Raw genomic sequence first — 18,596 nt, 5'->3', positions numbered from 1 at the left:
TCTTTTCTAGCCACGGCCTCCCAGCGTGGCGACAGGGGCACACAACCGCGCGCCCCTGTTTGCGATCATTCCGAGAATGACTTCAGATATTCGGTCACAGCCTTGATATCATCTTCTTTCTTAAGGCCGGCAAACGACATCTTGGTTTTGCTCACAAAACTGCGTGGCTTTTTCAGGAACTCCGCGAGGTTGGCCTCGTTCCAGACAACACCCTCTTCGCCCATGCTCAACATGGTCTTGGAATACTTGAAATTCTCGACATGGCCAAGCTTCGCACCGACAACACCGTTCAAAACAGGCCCGGTGCGGGCTTTTGCGCCCTCGCCAACCTGATGGCAAGCTTTGCATTTCTTGAACACTTTCTCACCGGCTTTCACCAACTCGGCATCAAGTGCTGCGGCTTCAACCACAGCCGCTTCTTCGGCCTTCGGGGCGTCTTCGGCTTTGGCTTCGTCTTCAGCAGTTGCGGCGTCCTGAGCGGCCTCACCGGCTGACTCCGAAACAGGATCATCCGGCGAGTTAGGATCGCCCTTGAACACAACATGCTTGGTGATTTTGACCTCATCCTTGCAATCGCTCATGCAAGCGTCGCCAACAAAATGCGCCTCCGAGGTGAGCCGGTCATCCAAGATAAAGCCGCTGGCATTTGGCATCTCAACCTCAAGGAACGTCTCCTTGGAGAGTACAAAGTCATCCTCGATCAAGTCATTGGAATAAAGGATATATGCAACAATCGCATAGACTTCGTCATTGGTTAGTGTCTGCGCGTCGCCAAAAGGCATCGAGCGGTTCACATAGTCCCAAGTGGTTGAAAGATAAGGCCAATATGAGCCAACAGTCTTCAACGGGTCTTTGTCAGCCAAGGTGTCGGCGCCGCCTGCAAGCTTGGGCCAGTTGTCCACACCCTCGGCAAAATCACCGTGGCAGCTGGCGCATTTCTCGGCAAACACTTCCTCGCCGACAAGTGCATCACCCGAGCCTTCAGGAAGGCCCTCACCGTTGGGGCTTACATCCTTGTCCCATGCGGCGATCTCTTCTGGCAATGCCGCGCGGCCAAGACCGAGCTTCTCTGCATAGGCCGGAGCCGCAATGCACAGCGAAAGCGCGGTTGCTGCCGTAACCTTAAGAAATTTCGACATTTTCAAGCTCCCCATCTGCCTTAAGCCACCAAGTCTGGATACCGTTGTTGTGATAGACCGAGTTCTCGCCGCGCACGTCGCGCAACGCATCTTTGCTCGGTTGCACATAGCCGGTCTCGTCAACCGCGCGGGCTTGCAAGAACATCTCTTCTCCGTCCCACGTCGTATCAAGGTAGAACCGCGTCAGCGCCATGCGCTCGCCTTCCTTGGCAAGCCTTGCGGTTTCCCAACTCTTGCCGCCGTCCTTTGACACATCAACCCGCGTGATCGCGCCGCGCCCGGACCATGCCATACCGCTGATCACCAACGGCCCCTTGCCATGCCGAACAGGCACCTGCGGGCTGGGGCTTGTGATGATCGACTTGGCGTCCATCTCCCATGTCCATTTACGGCTGGTGCCGTCTGCAAGCGTGTCAGTGTACTTGCTGGTTTCTTCTCGGCTTTCAATAGCTTGCGAGGTGACCTCAATGCGCCTCAGCCATTTGATCCACATGTTGCCTTCCCATCCGGGAACAACCAACCGCACCGGATACCCGTGCTCCATGCGCAGCGCTTCGCCGTTGGCTTTGAAGGCAACCAAAACATCATCAAGCGCCTTTTCCATCGGAATAGAGCGGCCATTTGACGAGGCATCCGCCCCCTCGACATAAACCCATTTATCAGCCAGATCACCCGCAGCATCGAGCCCCGCTTCCTCAAGCAAGGAGCGCAGGGAAACACCGGTGTATTCCATGTTGTGGATCATCCCGTGGGTGTATTGCGCGCCGTTCAACTGCGCGCCGGCCCACTCCATGCCGGAGTTGGCAGCGCATTCGCAGAAATACACATGGTTCTCACGCGGAAAGCGCTCCAGATCAGCATAGCTAAACACCAAAGGCTGATCGACCAGCCCGTTGATCATCAGGCGGTAGTCTTCTTTCTTAAGCTCGATCGCACCGGAGTGATGGCGCTCGAATGCGCAGCCCTGCGGCGTAATCGTTCCTTCCAGCGCGTGAATCGGAGTGAAATTGATCGAGCTGATCACATCCGCTGTCAGCCATTCAACATTGCGCCGCACCACGTCACTCTCGAACTTGATCGGCAGGCCATAGGGGTGTTCGTCAACGCCTTCACCCGTATAGCGCGCCCAGTCTTGCACCTCGGTGATCAGAGGGTCACCCTCTGCCTGCGCCACACTTGCGGCAGCAACCACTGGCACAGAGGCCGCCGCCCCCTTCAAAAACGCCCTGCGTGAGGGCGTGTCCTTTTGCGAACGCGATGTCATTGATTCGAGCCTCCCTGTCGTTCTGTTAAATTCACGATATTGAATTGGTGTTGATTTGTATACATCACATTCACAAGGGTGAATGAATAATCCCGCCACACCGAACTCATAAGCATTGGAATTTCTCCTGCGGGCTGCCTAATATGAAGAAAATGAAAGCGGCGCCAAGCCCGTGAGGAAACCCAAGTGAGCAAAACACCCTATCAGAAGCAGCCCAAAGAGGCCTTTTGGCGCACCGCCGTCGCCGAGCCGGGCATCTGGAACCTGCAAAAACTCTGGCGCTCGAAATGGGCGCTGCCTTCAAACGCAGCCTTTGCAACCTACGGCTCTTGCTTTGCGCAGCACATTTCGCGCGCCGTGCAAGCCGAGGGCAAACCGTGGGTCAACGCCGAACCATGCCCGAAAAGCACCTCATCGGCCTTGGCTGCCAAGTTCGGTTATGGCGTATACTCTGCGCGCACAGCCAATATCTATACCGCTCGCATGCTGGCTTTCTGGGCCGAACTCGCACAAGACCCCGACAAATGCGAGAGCGTCGAAATCTGGGAAGACAACAAAGGAAAGCAACCCCGCTACCGCGACAGCCTGCGCCCGATGATCGAGCCCGAAGGCTTTGAAAGCCCTGAAGAGTGCTTGGCCCTGCTCAAAAACACCGCTCGCGCCTTTGGCCGGTCGGTGGCACAAGCGCAGGTCTTTGTCTTTACAATGGGCCTCACCGAGGGGTTTGAAAACACCCGCACGGGCCAGCCCTACGCGCTCTGCCCCGGAACGCTCGCAGGCACTTACAATCCTGACGAGCACCAGTTTCACAACTACACCTACCCGCAGATCCTCGCCTCGATGCAGACGGCCATAGCAGCCCTCAAAGAGATCAACCCGAGCCTCAAGATCTTGCTCACAGTCTCGCCTGTGCCGCTCACTGCGACGGCCGATAAAGCCCATATTTTGCTGGCCACGACCTATTCAAAATCAACCCTACGCGCTGTCGCCGGTGACTTGGCCACAAGCGACGATGACATCGACTACTTCCCCTCCTACGAGATCATCTCACAGCCGCCCACACGCGGCATCTTCTTTGAGCCCAACATGCGCTCGGTCTCGCTCAAAGGCGTCGAACTGGTGATGCAGCACTTCTTCAAAGGCATGCGCTTCACCAAGGAAAAGCTGAAAGAGAACAAAGCCGAAGCCAAGCGCCAAGCCGCAATACTGGCCGAAGACGCCGCCGCAGAGCTCGCCTGTGAGGAAGCCGCGCTTGATACGGAGGCAACCCCATGAACCCGCTTATCGTCGTCGGGGACAGTCACGCCCGCGCCCTCGCCCTCGGTGCCCGCGCCCTTGGCTATGACGTTGCCAGCTTTGCAACATCTGGTGGCGCGTGGCGCGACGGCTCCGTGACATTGCAAAAATCGGGGCAGCTCAAGTCCGACCACTTTCGCGCCCGCCAGAAGATCGCCGCCTTCCAAGCCGAGACCAACAGTAAATCACCTCTTATCTCCGGCACACCGGTTGTCGCCAGCCTCGGGTTTCATGTGTCGGAGTTCATCTCCGAGTTCCGCTCAAACAAGCTCGGCTCCTACCTCTCCGAAGACCGCGGCGGTGACCGCCAGAACCTGCTCTCCGCCAGCTTCACCCGCGCTTACTTGCAAGAGCAACGCCGCGACATGATCAAAGGCCTGGGCAAGATTGCCAGTAAAGCGCCACTGGTGGTCGTCGTGCCGCCGAACTTCCGCAGTTGGCCGCTCCTGCGCGCAATCAACGCCGAGCTCTCCGCGCAGATCAGCGCCGCCGGAGCCACCGTCTATAACCCCAATGATACGCTTACCGTTAAGGGCATTCTCCCTGACGAGTACAAGCATGATGATGGCCGCCACGGCAACCAAGCCTTCGGCACCGCCGTCATGCAGGCCATTGTTGATAACGGCCTGCTCTGAGCATTCGCTTCACGCCACTACATCGTGCTGTTTACGGCACCGCCGTCGAGCAAGATATTCTGACCGACAATAAACCCCGCGTGCTGCGAGCACAAAAACGCACAGGTCGCACCAAACTCTTCCGCAGTGCCATACCGGCCCGAAGGAATTGTTTTCTCGCGGTTGGCCTTAGCCTGCTCAGGGCTGATACCTTGCTGCGTGGCAACTCCGCCATCCAGCGAAACCGCCCTGTCTGTCGCATGAATACCGGGCTGCAAGTTATTGATATTTACACCACTTCCGGCAACTTGCCGTGATGTGCCCGCAACATAGCCCGTCAGCCCTGCACGCGCGGCATTGCTCAAGCCAAGCACCGGAATGGGCGACTTGACGCTTTGCGAGGTGATGTTGACAACACGCCCCCAACCCTTGTCGATCATCTGCGGCAGCAAGGCTTTCATCAGCGCAATCGGTGTCAGCATGTTGGCATCAAGTGCTTTGATAAAGTCCTCGCGCTCCCAGTCGCTCCAAAGCCCCGGAGGCGGCCCGCCTGCATTGGTCACCAGAATGTCGACATCCCCCGCCGCCGCCAGCACTTTGGCGCGGCCCTCTTCGGTTGTGACATCGGCAGCAACGGCCACAACCTCAACGCCATATTTCCCTGCAATATCAGCAGCAACAGCCTCAAGCGTCTCGGCCCCCCGCGCGTTCATAACAAGGTTAACCCCCGCCTCAGCCAGTGCCTCCGCACAGCCACGGCCAAGCCCCTTTGACGACGCGCAAACAAGCGCCTTTTTGCCAGCAATTCCCAAGTCCATCTCAGCTCTCCAGTCATTCAAGTTTCCATTTGGCCGCAGAAAAGCGCAATTTCCTCCGTTTGACCAGCGCCAGCCGCACGGCAGCCCCGCTAACGCCGTGCTTTTGTCAGATTCCTGCGCTATAGAGCTTCGAAACAACGATTGTCAGGCCATTTTATGAGTGATCACCCCGAAACCGCGCAGGCCCTTCAGGTCTATTCCGCCGAGATGTTCACCGTCTCGAACGGTGCGAATTTTGGCGACAATCTCAGCTACGCCGCCGAGCTGATTCTGGATGACTCCTATCAGCTCGCACCGAGTGCAGCGCCGCTCAAACTCGCGGTGCATGCGCTTGAAAACGGGCATTTCCGCATTTCCGAAAGCAGTGAAGTCGGCGTTGACAGCGCAACAGTGGTGCTCGACAGCTGCATCACCCTGATGGACAGCCAAAGCCAGGCGATCGAATGCTTGCTGCTCGTTGAAGTGGACACAGAAGGCCACGTCGCGCAAATCTACGCCATGCCTCTCGCCCCGCTGCTGCGAAAGGAAGACTACCGCCTCGTCGGCATCGACAGCGACAATGCCCCGCTCAGGTTTGCGCAGGTTGCTTGCGTGTCCTTCACCCGCGGCACCAAACTCACCCTCGCCACAGGCGAGCAACGCGCGGTTGAAGACCTCGCACTAGGTGAGAAAGTGCTCACCCGCGACGACGGCCCACAGCCCGTGCGCTGGATCGGCCACCACACAACCCGCGCCATAGGCGACTTTGCCCCTGTGATGATCACCAAAGGCACGCTCCACAACGAGAACGACTTGCTCGTCTCGCCCGATCATCGCCTGTTCATCTACCAGCGCTCCGACAAGCTCGGTGCAGGTCGCGCCGAAGTCTTGCTCAAAGCCTCACATCTGGTGAACGGCGATACCGTCTATGTGCAGGAAGGTGGCTTTGTCGACTACTTCCAGATCCTGTTTGACTCCCACCAGATCGTCTTTGCCGAGGGCATCGCCGCAGAAACCCTGCTGATCAGCCCGCGCACCCGCTCCGCCCTGCCCGAGAATGTCGCCGAAACCCTCGGCGGCACCCTCGCCGGACACAAACACCGCGCCCAAGGCGAGTTCGAAGTTGGCAAGTCCCTACTCTCCCGCCCCAACGCAGCCGAGCTCCTGCTGCGGGCCAGCAAGGGCAGTTAGAGCAGTCTGCTAACATTCAAACAGCTCACAGCGAACGGCGGGTTTGAACCCATTCTGCAGATTACTGCATTGCAACAAATGTCGGATCAAACATCACCGCTGTAGGTAACAGGGCTAAGCTGTTCCCAACAAATCTCGCGCGATACGTTCAAAGATGGCACTTCCGATGGGGATCAAATCATCTGGGAAATCATAATCTGGATTGTGCAGCGCTGCATAATCTTCGCCCGGCCCCAAGCATAGCATTGCAGCTTTGGCGTCCCACCCAAATACGCCAAAGTCTTCTGAAGCACGCATGGGAACACCGGCATCACCATAAGCGACGTCAATAGCCTCCATGGCCTTTGTTGCAACGGCATAGGCCTCTGGATCATTGATTGAAGCTGCAAAGTTATCGCACACTTCAAAATCCACACTCAGCCCGAATTTCTCTGCCGCCGCGACGGCAAGGCTGCGGGCCATGGCTTCAAGACGGTCCATGCCTTCGTCACCTGCCGTTCGCAAGGTCGCAAAAACTTCACCGTCACCCGGTGCAACACCAAATGAAGGCTCGCCAACCTTTACATGCGTAATCGTCACCAGTCGGAAGTCATCGTCAAGCGCCCCACCTTGCCCCAAAGCATCCAGCGCAGGTATGAGTTCGGCAATTGCCTGCGCCGGAGAAATGCCATCTTCGGGGTCGGCTGCATGGGCGGTTTTCCCGCTGAGCTTAATCTTAAGCCCCAATGAAGCGCAGTTAATCAGCCCGGCACAGGTAGAGACATAACCAAACGGCCGTCCGGGTTCGATATGAATGGCGAAGGCCCAGTCTGCTTGAATTTCTTGATAGCCGGGATCAGCAACCACAGCTTTTGCGCCGCTGCCGTCTTCTTCCGCGGGCTGGAACATGAGGATGACTCGCCCCTGAGCAACCGGTTGACGAGAAATCATACGCCCCAACGCGAGCAGCATTGTCATATGGCCGTCATGTCCGCAAACATGGCTCTTTCCGCTTGTCTGCGACGACCATGCGATGTCATTACGCTCTTCTATCGGCAGTGCGTCAAGCTCGGCCCGAAAAAGGACAGTGGGCCCGTCTTTGCCGCTATCAAAAACCGCCGCCACGCCATGGCCACCTAATCCAGTCAAGATGCGCGTTGGTGACATTGGTTTCAGCGCAGCGGCAATCTTGCGGGCTGTTTCCGCCTCTTCCCCGGACAATTCTGGGTATCGGTGCAGTTCACGCCGAAACTCCGTGAGTTCCGTCAGGTCAAGATTTGTCAGCATTTGTCACCCTGCTCTCAAAGTCGGTTCCGTTAGTCACTCCATTTCTAAATCAGAACGGGGAACATTCTCCAAACACTAAAAAGCAAAATGCGGCTTTGTCCCGCAGAGCGGCACTTGGCATTGGCCGTTTGGTTGTGGTGTGGCCGCATGGGTCAATTCTGATCAGAGAGTGCTTTTAGCAAGTTCTGTGCCTGCAAGCCTCCACATCTCAATACTTTATCAACCTTCCTTAACGCCTTTCTCGCCCAAATCCGTGCATACGCATTATGCACTGCTATATGCACTGTGGTATGCACCCGTTGTGCAGCGTCTTTCTTGCCAAAGTCGCAAACCTTACCTATACGCGCGGTTATGCTTGATACCCCTTCAAACCGCCCTGAATTGCCGCCCGAAATTGCCCGCCGCCGGACGTTTGCGATCATCTCGCACCCCGACGCTGGCAAAACGACGCTAACCGAAAAGTTTCTCCTTTATGGTGGTGCTATTCAGATGGCCGGACAAGTGCGCGCAAAAGGCGAAGCCCGCCGCACCCGTTCTGACTTTATGCAGATGGAAAAAGACCGCGGCATCTCGGTTTCTGCATCCGCTATGTCTTTTGATTTCAATAGCTTGCGCTTCAACTTGGTTGACACCCCCGGTCACTCTGACTTCTCGGAAGACACCTACCGCACGCTCACCGCAGTTGATGCTGCGGTCATGGTTATTGACGGCGCCAAGGGCGTTGAAAGCCAGACGCAAAAGCTGTTTGAAGTCTGCCGCCTGCGCGATTTGCCGATCTTGACCTTCTGTAACAAGATGGACCGTGAAAGCCGTGATACCTTTGAAATTATTGATGAAATTCAAGAAATGCTGGCGATTGATGTGACTCCCGCCAGCTGGCCTATCGGCGTCGGTGCCGAGTTCATGGGCTGCTATGATTTGCTGCAAGACCGCCTTGAGCTGATGGATCGTGCCGACCGCAATAGAGTTGCTGAATCCATCAAAATCAAGGGCTTGGATGATCCAAAACTGGCCGAACACGTCCCTGCACATCTGCTGGAACAGTTTCTCGAAGAGGTCGAAATGGCCCGCGAGTTGCTGCCAAAGCTTGATCCACAATCCGTCCTCGAAGGCCATATGACCCCGATCTGGTTTGGCTCCGCGATCAACTCGTTCGGCGTCAAAGAACTGATGGACGGTATCGGTGATTTTGGCCCGAAACCGCAAGTGCAGAAGGCCATACCGCGCGAAATTTCCCCTGAAGAAACAAAGGTTTCCGGCTTTGTCTTCAAGGTGCAAGCCAACATGGACCCGAAGCACCGCGACCGCGTCGCCTTCGTGCGAATGGCCTCCGGACACTTCAAACGCGGCATGAAACTCACGCATGTGCGCACCAAGAAACCGATGGCAATTTCCAACCCTGTGCTGTTCCTCGCATCTGATAGGGAACTCGCCGAAGAGGCCTGGGCGGGCGACATCATCGGCATTCCCAACCACGGCCAATTGCGCATCGGTGACACGCTAACAGAGGGCGAAATGCTCCGCGTCTCGGGCATCCCGTCATTCGCCCCCGAACTCCTGCAAGGCGTGCGAGCAGGCGATCCGATGAAGGCCAAACACCTTGAAAAGGCCCTAATGCAATTCGCCGAAGAAGGCGCCGCAAAGGTGTTCAAACCCGCTATCGGTTCCGGCTTCATTGTCGGTGTTGTTGGCGCGCTTCAGTTCGAGGTTCTCGCCAGCCGCATCGAGCTGGAGTACGGCCTGCCTGTGCGCTTTGATAACTCGCAGTTCACCTCGGCTCGTTGGGTTAACGGCACCACGCAAGCGGTTGATAAGTTTGTTGATTCAAACAAACAACACATCGCACATGACCATGACGGTGACATTGTTTACCTCACCCGTTTGCAGTGGGATATCGACCGCGTCGAGCGTGATTATCCTGATGTTAAACTGACCGCCACCAAGGAAATGATGGTCTAGCCCACGCGCCCGTGCCAGACTGCAGTTATGAGTTCAGAAAGTCTCACATACGCAGGCGGCGCAGAAGAGGTGATCGCCCAATGGAACGCGCGAAGAGAACCCTTCACTCTGCGCGACGGTGACTTCCCCGCCGTCGACGTTGACTTGGCGCCCTTCAAAAATTCGCAAGTTGCGCAAAGCGCGGTTACAGACCGTGCGCACAAGTCGAAATGGACAGCCAAACGATGCCTCATCGCACGTGAGTTCACCGGCAAAACCGAACTCGCCTTTCTCAACGCCCAGCTCATCTCAAACTTACGTCGCAAAGACTGCCCCGACAGTCTCGTCACCCTCTTCCGCCGCATTTGGGCCGAAGAATCCGAGCACTTGATGGCAGAACTTGATTTGCGCTGGCAAGTTTCGTCGATCATCACCTTTGCCGACCACGGCCAGACCCCCGCAGAGCGCGAGCTTGGTCTTGGCCTCAAGATGCTCTTCGGGATGATCAAACTCTATGAATTTGAACGACTTTTCTCAGGGCAACCACCTAACGAAGCTTGGAGGTTTGGCAACAGAGCCAGCGCCGAGATGCCGCTTGAAATGGATCAATACTCGCTTAACCACGGAGGGCTGGACAGCGCCCTGCTCGCCCCGCTTTGGCTGACTGCCCAATCCGACAACATCGCTGGCCCACTTGCACAAAACTTGCTCAACAAACTGAACGCAGAAACCAGCACGATCTTCCGGCGGTTAACCACGATGAAAGCCCGTCGCGCCAAGCAACGCGCTGCGAAGGAAAGCCGCACGTGAGTTGGGGGATCGTGACCACGGCCAAAGCGGATGTTGACGACTTGGCTCGCTTCGCCGCCCACCATATCGGCCTCGGTTGCTCAAAAATCTATCTTTATCTTGACGCGCCAACCAACGGCATTGAAGCGTTAAGCCACCCCAAGATAAGTATTTTTTCGGGTGCGCAGACACATAATGCTATACATCGGCGGCAAATGCAGAATGCCAATCAAGCCTATCAGCAAGGCACCGTTGATTGGCTGGCACATGTCGACAGTGACGAGTTTCTCTTGCCAGAAAAACCGCTCCAATCACAGCTTGATACGATCCCGAGCTCACACGATTGGGCGCGTATCCTGCCCGTCGAAGCGCTGACGCCAATGCAAACGGCCCTCACGCATTGCAAGATTGCACCGCAATTTGCGCAACAACCACGCAGGGTTCTAGAGACGCTCTACCCCGAGTACGGCCTACATCTACGCACGGGTTACCTGTCGCACAGCGAAGGCAAACCGCTTGTGCGCACAGGTCTTCGGAACGCGCGGTTAGGCATTCATAAACTTATTGGTGGCAAATTCAGCAAACCATGTGTTCTTGAGCAAACCAAACTTGCACATTTTCACGCCACAAGCTGGGAAGACTTCTCAAACGAATTGCCGCGCAGGCTGGCCAGCCGGTCTTACGTTTCTGCGCGCAACGACCAAATTTCCATCGCTGATCTTATCAATCTGGTGCAAGACAGCGAAGGCCTCGGCGGTCTGCGGGCTTTTTACGCGGCTCTCAGAAGCACGAGCGCCGAGCACCTCGCTGCGCTCCGCGCACTGAACATGCTTCTAAGCGTTGATTTGCAACTCACTGCTAAGGCGCGCAATATGTTCCCCGAGGCCATGAAGAGTATTAGCACATGACGCAGGACTATCCTAAATGGGGCATCGTCACCACACTCAAAGCGCCGCTAGAAGACATCGCAAATTTTGCCGCGCACCACATTGAGCTGGGTGCTCATCGGTTGTTCATCTATCTTGATGCCGATCACCCCGAAGCCTTCAGCTTATTGAAATCACACCCGAAAATACGTACATTCAAGGCAGATGAGGCAAACTGGCGCAGTGCCAAACGCCCTGAAAAGCACCAGACACGCCAGACAGCCAATGCGCAACATGCCTATCGCCGCAAGGCATCTGACGTCGCATGGCTTGCCCATATAGATGTTGATGAGTTCTTGTGGCCTGAAGCCCCGATCGAGGAACAACTTGCGGCCTTGCCAGACGCTTGCGCCGCTGCACGCGTGCGCCCGATTGAGGCGCTGTCTGCCGAAGGCCAAGGCCTGCAACACGGGGTGACCTGCTTTAAAGCGATGACCAGTGAGCGCAAACAGCGCCGCATTGAAACCGAGGCCATATACCCGACTTTTGGTGCGCAGCTCACCGGCGGTTTTTTAAGCCATGTGGCAGGTAAGGTTTTCGCCCGCACAGGCCTTGAGGAGACCACATTCAAAATTCACAATTTTTATGCCGACGGCGAAGAAAACCCCGGCCAGCAAGAGCTTCTTGAAACCAAGCTCTGTCACCTGCACGCGCACACATATGAATCTTGGAAAGCTGCCTACAGATTCCGCTTAAGCAAAGGCGCATACCGTGCCGAGCTCAGGCCGAACCGCCCGCGTGAGCAAGGCGGGTTGAGCTTGCACGAACTGCTGAGCTTTATAGAGCAAAGTGATGGCGAAGAGGGGTTGCGCACCTTCTACCATGAGGTTTGCACCGCCACGCCCGAACTTCTGGAACGTCTTGATGCTTATGGACTATTGCATTGTCTCAAATTGGATCTGGCCGAAAAGCGCATGCGGCAGTTTCCAAACTTTCCTCAGTAGCAAGGCATCATACTCATCGTTTCCGTTGTTGCTACAACCCTGCTACAAGAATGCCACGTAAAGGTGCAATTCCGCTGGTTTTTTGCCGATTGATTGACCCTTGCCCCTCTTTTGATGTAAACAGCTGCCACGGGTTGCACGGGCTATAAGCCGGGCCAGACGGGCCGAACCCAGACCAGACGCTACGGGCATGAGCTGTCCGTAAAACACGGATACACATGACAAAATTTTCAGATCTGAATCTTCACCCCAAGGTTCTCAAAGCTGTGGCCGATGCAGGCTACGAAAGCCCTACTCCCATTCAGGCCGGAGCGATTCCCCCTGCACTTGAAGGGCGCGACGTTTTGGGCATCGCTCAAACAGGCACCGGCAAGACAGCCTCTTTTACCCTGCCAATGATATCGATGCTGGCCCGCGGCCGCGCCCGCGCGCGCATGCCGCGCTCGCTGGTGCTTTGCCCGACACGCGAGCTTGCAGCGCAGGTTGCCGAAAACTTCGATACCTATGCCCAGCATGTAAAACTCACTAAAGCGCTGCTTATCGGCGGTGTTAGCTTCAAAGAACAAGAGGCCGTTATCAACCGCGGCGCGGACGTGCTTATCGCCACGCCTGGCCGCCTGCTTGATCACTTCGAGCGTGGCAAACTCCTGCTCACTGGCGTTCAGATTATGGTGGTCGACGAGGCCGACAGGATGCTCGATATGGGGTTCATTCCCGACATCGAACGTATCTTCAGTCTCACGCCTTTCACCCGCCAAACCCTGTTCTTCTCGGCGACTATGGCCCCCGAGATCGAACGGATCACCAACACCTTCCTCTCGGCTCCCGAGCGTGTCGAAGTTGCACGTCAGGCGACCACATCCGAGACCATCACCCAATCAGTGGTGATGTTCAAAGGATCTCGCAAAGACCGCGAAGCAAGTGAAAAGCGTCAACTTTTGCGCAAACTTATCGAGGATGAAGGCGACAAGTGCAAAAACGCAATCATCTTCTGCAATCGCAAGATTGACGTTGATGTTGTCGCCAAGTCGATGAAGAAATACGGACTTGATGCCGCTGCTATTCACGGCGACCTCGAGCAATCACAGCGCATGCGCACACTTGACGGGTTTCGTGACGGAAGCCTGCGCTTTCTCGTAGCTTCCGACGTAGCTGCGCGTGGCCTCGACATTCCCAACGTAAGCCACGTGTTCAATTACGATGTTCCAAGTCACGCGGAAGACTATGTGCACCGCATTGGCCGCACCGGACGGGCCGGAAAATCCGGCACTGCGATCATGATTTGCTCAACCCGCGACGAGCGCAACATGAGCGATATCGAGCGTCTCGTGAAACACGAGATTCCGCGTGCCGGCGGCAATGCCGACGCGAGTGCAGCACCAGAAGCCGCTCCGCAAACGCCAGCTGAACAGCCTGTTAGCGAAGAAAAGCCAAAGCGTCGCCGCAAGCCAAAAGCCGAGGCTCAGCCACCCAAAACAGAGGCCGAAACACCCGTTGTGAAAGCCGAACAACCGGTTGAAGAGCCGCAAGATGCGAAGCCTGAACCACAAGCAAAGGATGACAACAAAACATCCCGCGGGTCAGGCCGCTCACGCGGTGAGCGTGGCTCAAACGAGCGCGGAAAGTCAGCTAAGCAACCCGCTGGTATGGGCGACGACATGCCCACTTTCATCGCCAAAAGCTTTGAAGAGCGCATGGTTAGCTAGGGCCAGCCATTCCCGAGAAATCTAAGGGCAGGTGCACAGACGAGTGCCCTGCCCTTTTTCTTTTTGCGGGTCAGTCAGGCCATCCGGGATATGATCACACTGACTTCCGGTTTCTTCCCGATCTCGTCAAGCGAGGCGCGGCGCACCGCTTTGCGCATTTCGGTTTCGATCTTGTCATCATCCGCCAAGGTCTTTTTGTCGGCACGGCCCAGAAACTGCGAAAGATCCTCTTCAAGAACATCAACCAGCGGCGCTTTACTGCGGCCCACTTCTGGCAGTCCGGAAAGCTCACACCAAGGGTCGCCCAATGGTTCGCCGTCTTCATCCAGAATGATCGTGACGATCACATGCCCGTTCAGCGCCATACGAATGCGGTCGCGCACAATTCCATCAAGCGCACCGATTTGCGTCGAGCCGTCGAGATACCGTCGACCGGTCTCGACATATTCTGCAACCTTCGGGGCGTTTCCAGACAGATCAATCATCATCCCGTTTACTGCGATGATACTCTGCCGGCCCTTGCTCTCAGTCAGCTTAGCGTGCTCACGCAGATGCCGGTGCTCCCCATGCATCGGAATGACCATCGTTGGTTGAATGATGTCTTGCGCCTTCGCAATATCGGGGCCGTTGGCATGCCCGGAAACATGATAGAGCCCGTCGTTGTCATCCACAACATCAACGCCTTTTTCAGAGAGTTGATTGATGATCGAGATCACCCCGCGTTCGTTTCCGGGAATGGTTTTAGAGGAGAACAAGAACATATCGCCTTCCTTTAGCGATATGCCGTTGAACTTGCCTCGCGCCAGCTGCGCACTCGCAGCACGGCGCTCGCCTTGGCTGCCCGTTACAAGAAGCATCAAGCTCTCGCGTGGGATACTACGCGCGTCTTCGATCGAAACGACCTTGGGAAACGACGTCAAAACACCAGTTTCGATTGAAGCTTCAACCATTCGCCGCATCGCACGCCCCATCAGACAGATAGAGCGCCCGGCACGTTCACCCGCTTCAGCAAGTGTTTTTACACGTGCAACGTTTGACGCAAATGTTGTCGCAACAACCATCTTTTCGGCACTCTTCACCAGTGCTTCGATATTGCCGCCCAGTTCGCTCTCGGAACGACCAGCCGACTTACTAAAAATGTTGGTTGAATCGCAGATCATCGCTTTGATCCCGGCTTTACCAATTTCCGCCCAAAGCGCCTCATCGAACGGCTCGCCGACCATTGGCTCATGGTCGATCTTGAAATCACCGGTGTGAAATATCTTTCCGCCCGCTGTTTCGATCAGCAGTCCGGAACTTTCCGGAATTGAATGCGAAACCGGAACAAAGCTCACAGAGAATGGGCCGGCCTCGATCCGTTCAGGATATGCGGACACTGTCTTGACCTCGTCTACACTATGCCCATGTTCTGCCATCTTGCGACGCGCAATGTTTGCCGTGAACGCCCGTGCATAAACCGGTACGTTCAACTCTCCAAAGAAGTGCCCAACTGCACCAACATGATCTTCATGTGCATGGGTTATGAATATCGCATCCAGACGATCACGCCGCTCGATCAGCCAGCTCATATCCGGAAAGATCAGATCGACCCCTGGCGAGGAGTCCATATCCGGAAAAGTGACGCCGATGTCGACAAGAATAAACCGCTCGTTGTCAGCCGGACCATAGCCATAGACGTAGGCGTTCATCCCGATCTCGCCCGCCCCGCCAAGGGGAAGGTAGACAATCCTTTCGGTGCTCATATTGTGCCCTGCTCTTTGTTATATTGGTGAATTACAATCAATCCATGCATCGTCAAATCATCTTCAATAGCGTCAAACAGCGCTTCACCCTGCGCGAAAAGCGGCGCAAGGCCTCCGGTGCCGATCACCTTCATCGGCTCGCCGAACTCGTCACGCACCCGTGAGATAAGCCCCTTAATCAGGCCGACGTAGCCCCAAAAGATGCCCGATTGGATGCAGGCGACAGTGTTTGTTCCTATAACTTTCTCAGGCTGACTGATGTCAACATGCGGAAGCGCTGCGGCCCCTTGGTGAAGTGCCTCAAGGCTCAGGTTGACACCGGGCGCGATAACGCCACCGACATAGGCGCCGTCTGCAGCAATAACGTCAATGTTGGTCGCGGTTCCGAAGTCGACAACCATCGCGTTGCCGCCATGCCTGTCAAAGCATCCGGCAGCGTTGGCGAGCCGGTCCGGGCCCACAGCAGTGCCCTGATCAACCCGTGGCGCGACGGGCAGCAAGCATTCGGGTTTGCCAACCACCAGCGGGCGGCAATCAAAGAAGCGATCTGCGAATACCCGCAGGTTCCAGACGACCCGAGGCACCGTTGAACTCACAACCACATCAGTGATGTCAGCCTCGATATTGTAGTGCTTGATCAACGTCGAAAACCACGTGAAATAGGCGTCAGCCGTGCGTGAGTGATGCGTCGATGTACGCAACGAGCACAGCCAGTTTTCGCCATCCCAGATCGAGAAAACCGTGTTGGTGTTTCCACAGTCTATTGCCAATAGCATCGACTAAGCTCCCTCATTGAAGAACACATCAGCAGCAGGAATGGCCAGCCGCCCTTTAACGGTGGATAAAACAAGATGCCCCGCCGCGTCTATAGTTTCAAACACACCGGTCGTTTCGTTATTCATGGTGCGAGCAGTTATTGTTTCACCAAGTTTTGCTGCACGTGACAGCCAGGCTTCACGCACTGGTGCGAAACCGTATTGTCGAAACCGCGCTTCCCAAGGCGCAAAGGCCTGTGCAACAAGCAACAAAAACTCTTCTGGTGATATGTCAAAGCCGGTTTCTGTTTTGAGAGACACAGGTGAAAACGCGCCCTCCTCAACATCAGCGCTCTTGGGGGCTGCCGCAAGGTTTACACCAATGCCAATCACCAAGGCATTGGGAACACTCTCAAGCAATATTCCAGCGAGCTTACCTCCGCTGAGCAAGACATCATTGGGCCACTTTAGAGTAAGACGGGCAGCAGGCCCAACCGCGGCTCGCAACGCATCATAAAGAGCAAGCGAGGCAACAAAGGAGCGTAAACTCATTGCGGCAGGATCATTCAGACCGGGAAGTAAAAGACTTGCGGCAAAGTTTCCCTCAGGCTCAACCCATTTGCGCCCTCGTCGACCGCGCGCAGCTGTTTGCTTATGAGAAAACACCCAAGTCGGGCCAGCGCATTCGTTCACGATACGCGCAGCCTCCGCATTGGTGCTATCAACGCTTTGCAGCACGCGTTGGCCGTAACCATTTGGCCAACTGTGGTTCACAAATCCGGCCTTAGTTGACAAGCGCTGCTGCGGCTTGAGCCGCTGCACTGTCAATTCCAAAGAGGCTGATGACACCGATCAGCATAAGAGCCGCGGAGCCCATAAGCATGATCCATAGAACCGGAGAGCGAGACTTGTCGAGCGTAGAGCCCGCATCTTCTTCGCCAAAATACATGTAGTAAACAATGCGCAGGTAATAAAAAGCCCCGATCGCCGAGGCGACAGCACTGGCAACCACAAGCCAGTATAGCCCCGCATCAACGCCCGCACGCCAAACGCCCAACTTGGCAAAGAAACCCAGCATCGGCGGCACTCCTGCAAGACTGAACAACAGCACCAACAGTGCAAGCGCTTTGCCCGGCTCTGCTTTTGAATACAGGTTGAGCGCGCTGATGTCTGTCACCGGCAAGCCATCGCGTTCCATGCTGAGGATAAACGCAAAGGTTCCAATGTTCATGGTCACGTAGATCGCCATATAAGTCAGCATCGCCTCAACGCCGAGCGCTGTGCCCGCGGCAACGCCAATTAGGGCATAGCCCATGTGCGCGATCGAAGAATAAGCCATCAGGCGTTTGATGTTGGTTTGCCCGATTGCCGCAATCGCACCAAGAAACATCGACAGCATTGAAAGCAGCGCCAGCACCTGGCTCCAATCAGCCGAAACACCGCCGAATGCATCATGCAGAACGCGTGCAAACAGCGCCATTGCAGCAACCTTTGGAGCCGTCGCAAAGAACGCCGTAACCGGTGTTGGCGAGCCTTCATAGACATCAGGTGTCCACATGTGAAACGGCACTGCGCTGACTTTGAAAGCAAGACCAGCCATGACAAAGACCAGCCCAAAGAGCAGCCCGATAGGCGCAAGGCCTTCGCCTGCTGCGGCAATGATCCCCGAGAAAAGCGTCGTGCCGGCATAGCCGTAAACCAGCGAAGCTCCGTAAAGCAGCAACCCCGATGACAATGCGCCAAGCACAAAATACTTCAAGCCAGCTTCAGTCGAGCGCACAGAGTCTCGGCGCATCGCCGCGATCACGTAGAGCGCAAGAGATTGCAACTCAAGCCCCATGTAAAGCGCCATAAGGTCGCCTGCTGAGACCATGAACATCATGCCGACGACGCTGAGAGCAACCAGAATCGGATACTCGAACTTCATCATATTGCGGCTTTCGAGGTAGCCCATCCCCATCACCAGCACAGCCGCTGCCGACACAAGGATCATCACCTTGGCAAAACGCGCAAATGCGTCGTCCTGAAACATGCCACCAAAGGCCGCGGTAGCATCACTTCCGTTGAGACCAATATAGGCGGACATGCCAAGAAAAACAGCCGCGGTCAGATAGGTGATCGGCGCTGCGAGCTTGTCTTTGCCCGTGTAAACAGCTGCAACCAAAGCCAACATCGCATAGAGCGCAATCAGGATTTCCGGCAGGATAGTATTGAGATCGGCCTGCATAG

16 protein-coding genes are annotated in these 18,596 nt (G+C 55.9%); 8 read left to right on the top strand and 8 right to left on the bottom strand.

All coding sequences use genetic code 11. The features are described 5' to 3' along the window. Window positions 1-65 precede the first annotated feature (65 nt). A complete protein-coding gene (locus tag KO498_RS09800; protein WP_215959725.1) occupies window positions 66-1,139 on the bottom strand; it encodes a c-type cytochrome in 1,074 nt (357 codons plus the stop codon). Continuing rightward, window positions 1,123-2,403, bottom strand: a complete 1,281-nt coding sequence (gene soxC / locus KO498_RS09795; RefSeq protein ID WP_215959724.1) for a sulfite dehydrogenase — start codon at window positions 2,401-2,403, stop codon at window positions 1,123-1,125. The genes KO498_RS09800 and soxC overlap by 17 nt, the downstream gene beginning before the upstream one ends. A 186-nt stretch (window positions 2,404-2,589) precedes the next feature. Between soxC and KO498_RS09790 the strand changes: the two genes are divergently transcribed. Both KO498_RS09790 and KO498_RS09785 read left to right on the top strand, forming a co-directional pair. Beyond that, window positions 2,590-3,678, top strand: a complete 1,089-nt coding sequence (locus KO498_RS09790) for a GSCFA domain-containing protein (RefSeq protein WP_215959723.1) — start codon at window positions 2,590-2,592, stop codon at window positions 3,676-3,678. Continuing rightward, complete coding sequence (locus tag KO498_RS09785; protein WP_215959722.1) at window positions 3,675-4,334, top strand: hypothetical protein; 660 nt, start codon at window positions 3,675-3,677, stop codon at window positions 4,332-4,334. The genes KO498_RS09790 and KO498_RS09785 overlap by 4 nt, the downstream gene beginning before the upstream one ends. 17 nt (window positions 4,335-4,351) lie before the next feature. Here the strand turns inward: KO498_RS09785 and KO498_RS09780 are convergent, their stop codons facing one another. Then, window positions 4,352-5,131, bottom strand: a complete 780-nt coding sequence (locus KO498_RS09780; protein WP_215959721.1) for an SDR family oxidoreductase — start codon at window positions 5,129-5,131, stop codon at window positions 4,352-4,354. Window positions 5,132-5,287: 156 nt separating this feature from the next. Between KO498_RS09780 and KO498_RS09775 the strand changes: the two genes are divergently transcribed. Then, entirely contained in the window at window positions 5,288-6,301 is a 1,014-nt protein-coding gene (locus KO498_RS09775) for a Hint domain-containing protein (protein WP_215959720.1), read from the top strand. A gap of 114 nt (window positions 6,302-6,415) precedes the next feature. On the opposite strand, the gene KO498_RS09770 is transcribed toward KO498_RS09775, so the two are convergent. Continuing rightward, window positions 6,416-7,567, bottom strand: a complete 1,152-nt coding sequence (locus tag KO498_RS09770; protein ID WP_215959719.1) for an amidohydrolase — start codon at window positions 7,565-7,567, stop codon at window positions 6,416-6,418. A 351-nt stretch (window positions 7,568-7,918) separates the two neighbouring features. Between KO498_RS09770 and KO498_RS09765 the strand changes: the two genes are divergently transcribed. From KO498_RS09765 to KO498_RS09745, 5 genes are all read left to right on the top strand, one after another. Next, window positions 7,919-9,526: a peptide chain release factor 3 gene (locus KO498_RS09765; RefSeq protein WP_215959718.1), complete on the top strand. Its 1,608-nt coding sequence runs from the start codon at window positions 7,919-7,921 to the stop codon at window positions 9,524-9,526. Between the two features lie 27 nt (window positions 9,527-9,553). After that, entirely contained in the window at window positions 9,554-10,315 is a 762-nt protein-coding gene (locus KO498_RS09760; protein WP_215959717.1) for a hypothetical protein, read from the top strand. After that, window positions 10,312-11,202, top strand: a complete 891-nt coding sequence (locus tag KO498_RS09755) for a glycosyltransferase family 2 protein (protein ID WP_215959716.1) — start codon at window positions 10,312-10,314, stop codon at window positions 11,200-11,202. The genes KO498_RS09760 and KO498_RS09755 overlap by 4 nt, the downstream gene beginning before the upstream one ends. Then, window positions 11,199-12,164 carry a glycosyltransferase family 2 protein gene (locus tag KO498_RS09750; RefSeq protein ID WP_215959715.1) on the top strand — a complete coding sequence of 322 codons (966 nt, stop codon included), beginning with the start codon at window positions 11,199-11,201 and terminating at the stop codon, window positions 12,162-12,164. Before KO498_RS09755 ends, KO498_RS09750 begins: the two co-directional genes overlap by 4 nt. A 218-nt stretch (window positions 12,165-12,382) precedes the next feature. Further along, entirely contained in the window at window positions 12,383-13,870 is a 1,488-nt protein-coding gene (locus KO498_RS09745) for a DEAD/DEAH box helicase (protein WP_215959714.1), read from the top strand. 74 nt (window positions 13,871-13,944) lie between these two features. Here KO498_RS09745 and KO498_RS09740 read toward each other — a convergent pair whose 3' ends face one another. Genes KO498_RS09740 through nuoN form a run of 4 tightly spaced genes read right to left on the bottom strand, consistent with a single transcriptional unit; the run spans window position 13,945 to window position 18,594 of the window. After that, window positions 13,945-15,612 (bottom strand): ribonuclease J, encoded by a 1,668-nt coding sequence (locus KO498_RS09740; RefSeq protein ID WP_215959713.1) that lies wholly within the window; start codon window positions 15,610-15,612, stop codon window positions 13,945-13,947. Then, window positions 15,609-16,388 (bottom strand): type III pantothenate kinase, encoded by a 780-nt coding sequence (locus KO498_RS09735; RefSeq protein ID WP_215959712.1) that lies wholly within the window; start codon window positions 16,386-16,388, stop codon window positions 15,609-15,611. Before KO498_RS09735 ends, KO498_RS09740 begins: the two co-directional genes overlap by 4 nt. A gap of 3 nt (window positions 16,389-16,391) precedes the next feature. Further along, the gene (locus tag KO498_RS09730) at window positions 16,392-17,141 is read right to left on the bottom strand and encodes a biotin--[acetyl-CoA-carboxylase] ligase (protein ID WP_215959711.1); all 750 of its coding nucleotides are present in this window, start codon (window positions 17,139-17,141) and stop codon (window positions 16,392-16,394) included. 10 nt (window positions 17,142-17,151) lie between these two features. Next, window positions 17,152-18,594 carry an NADH-quinone oxidoreductase subunit NuoN gene (gene nuoN / locus KO498_RS09725; RefSeq protein WP_215959710.1) on the bottom strand — a complete coding sequence of 481 codons (1,443 nt, stop codon included), beginning with the start codon at window positions 18,592-18,594 and terminating at the stop codon, window positions 17,152-17,154. Between the last annotated feature and the right edge of the window lie 2 nt (window positions 18,595-18,596).

Origin of the sequence: Lentibacter algarum, from assembly GCF_018860975.1 — a bacterium.
GTDB classification, from domain to species: Bacteria; Pseudomonadota; Alphaproteobacteria; order Rhodobacterales; family Rhodobacteraceae; genus Lentibacter; species Lentibacter algarum_A.
This window is presented reverse-complemented; position numbering and strand designations above follow the sequence as displayed.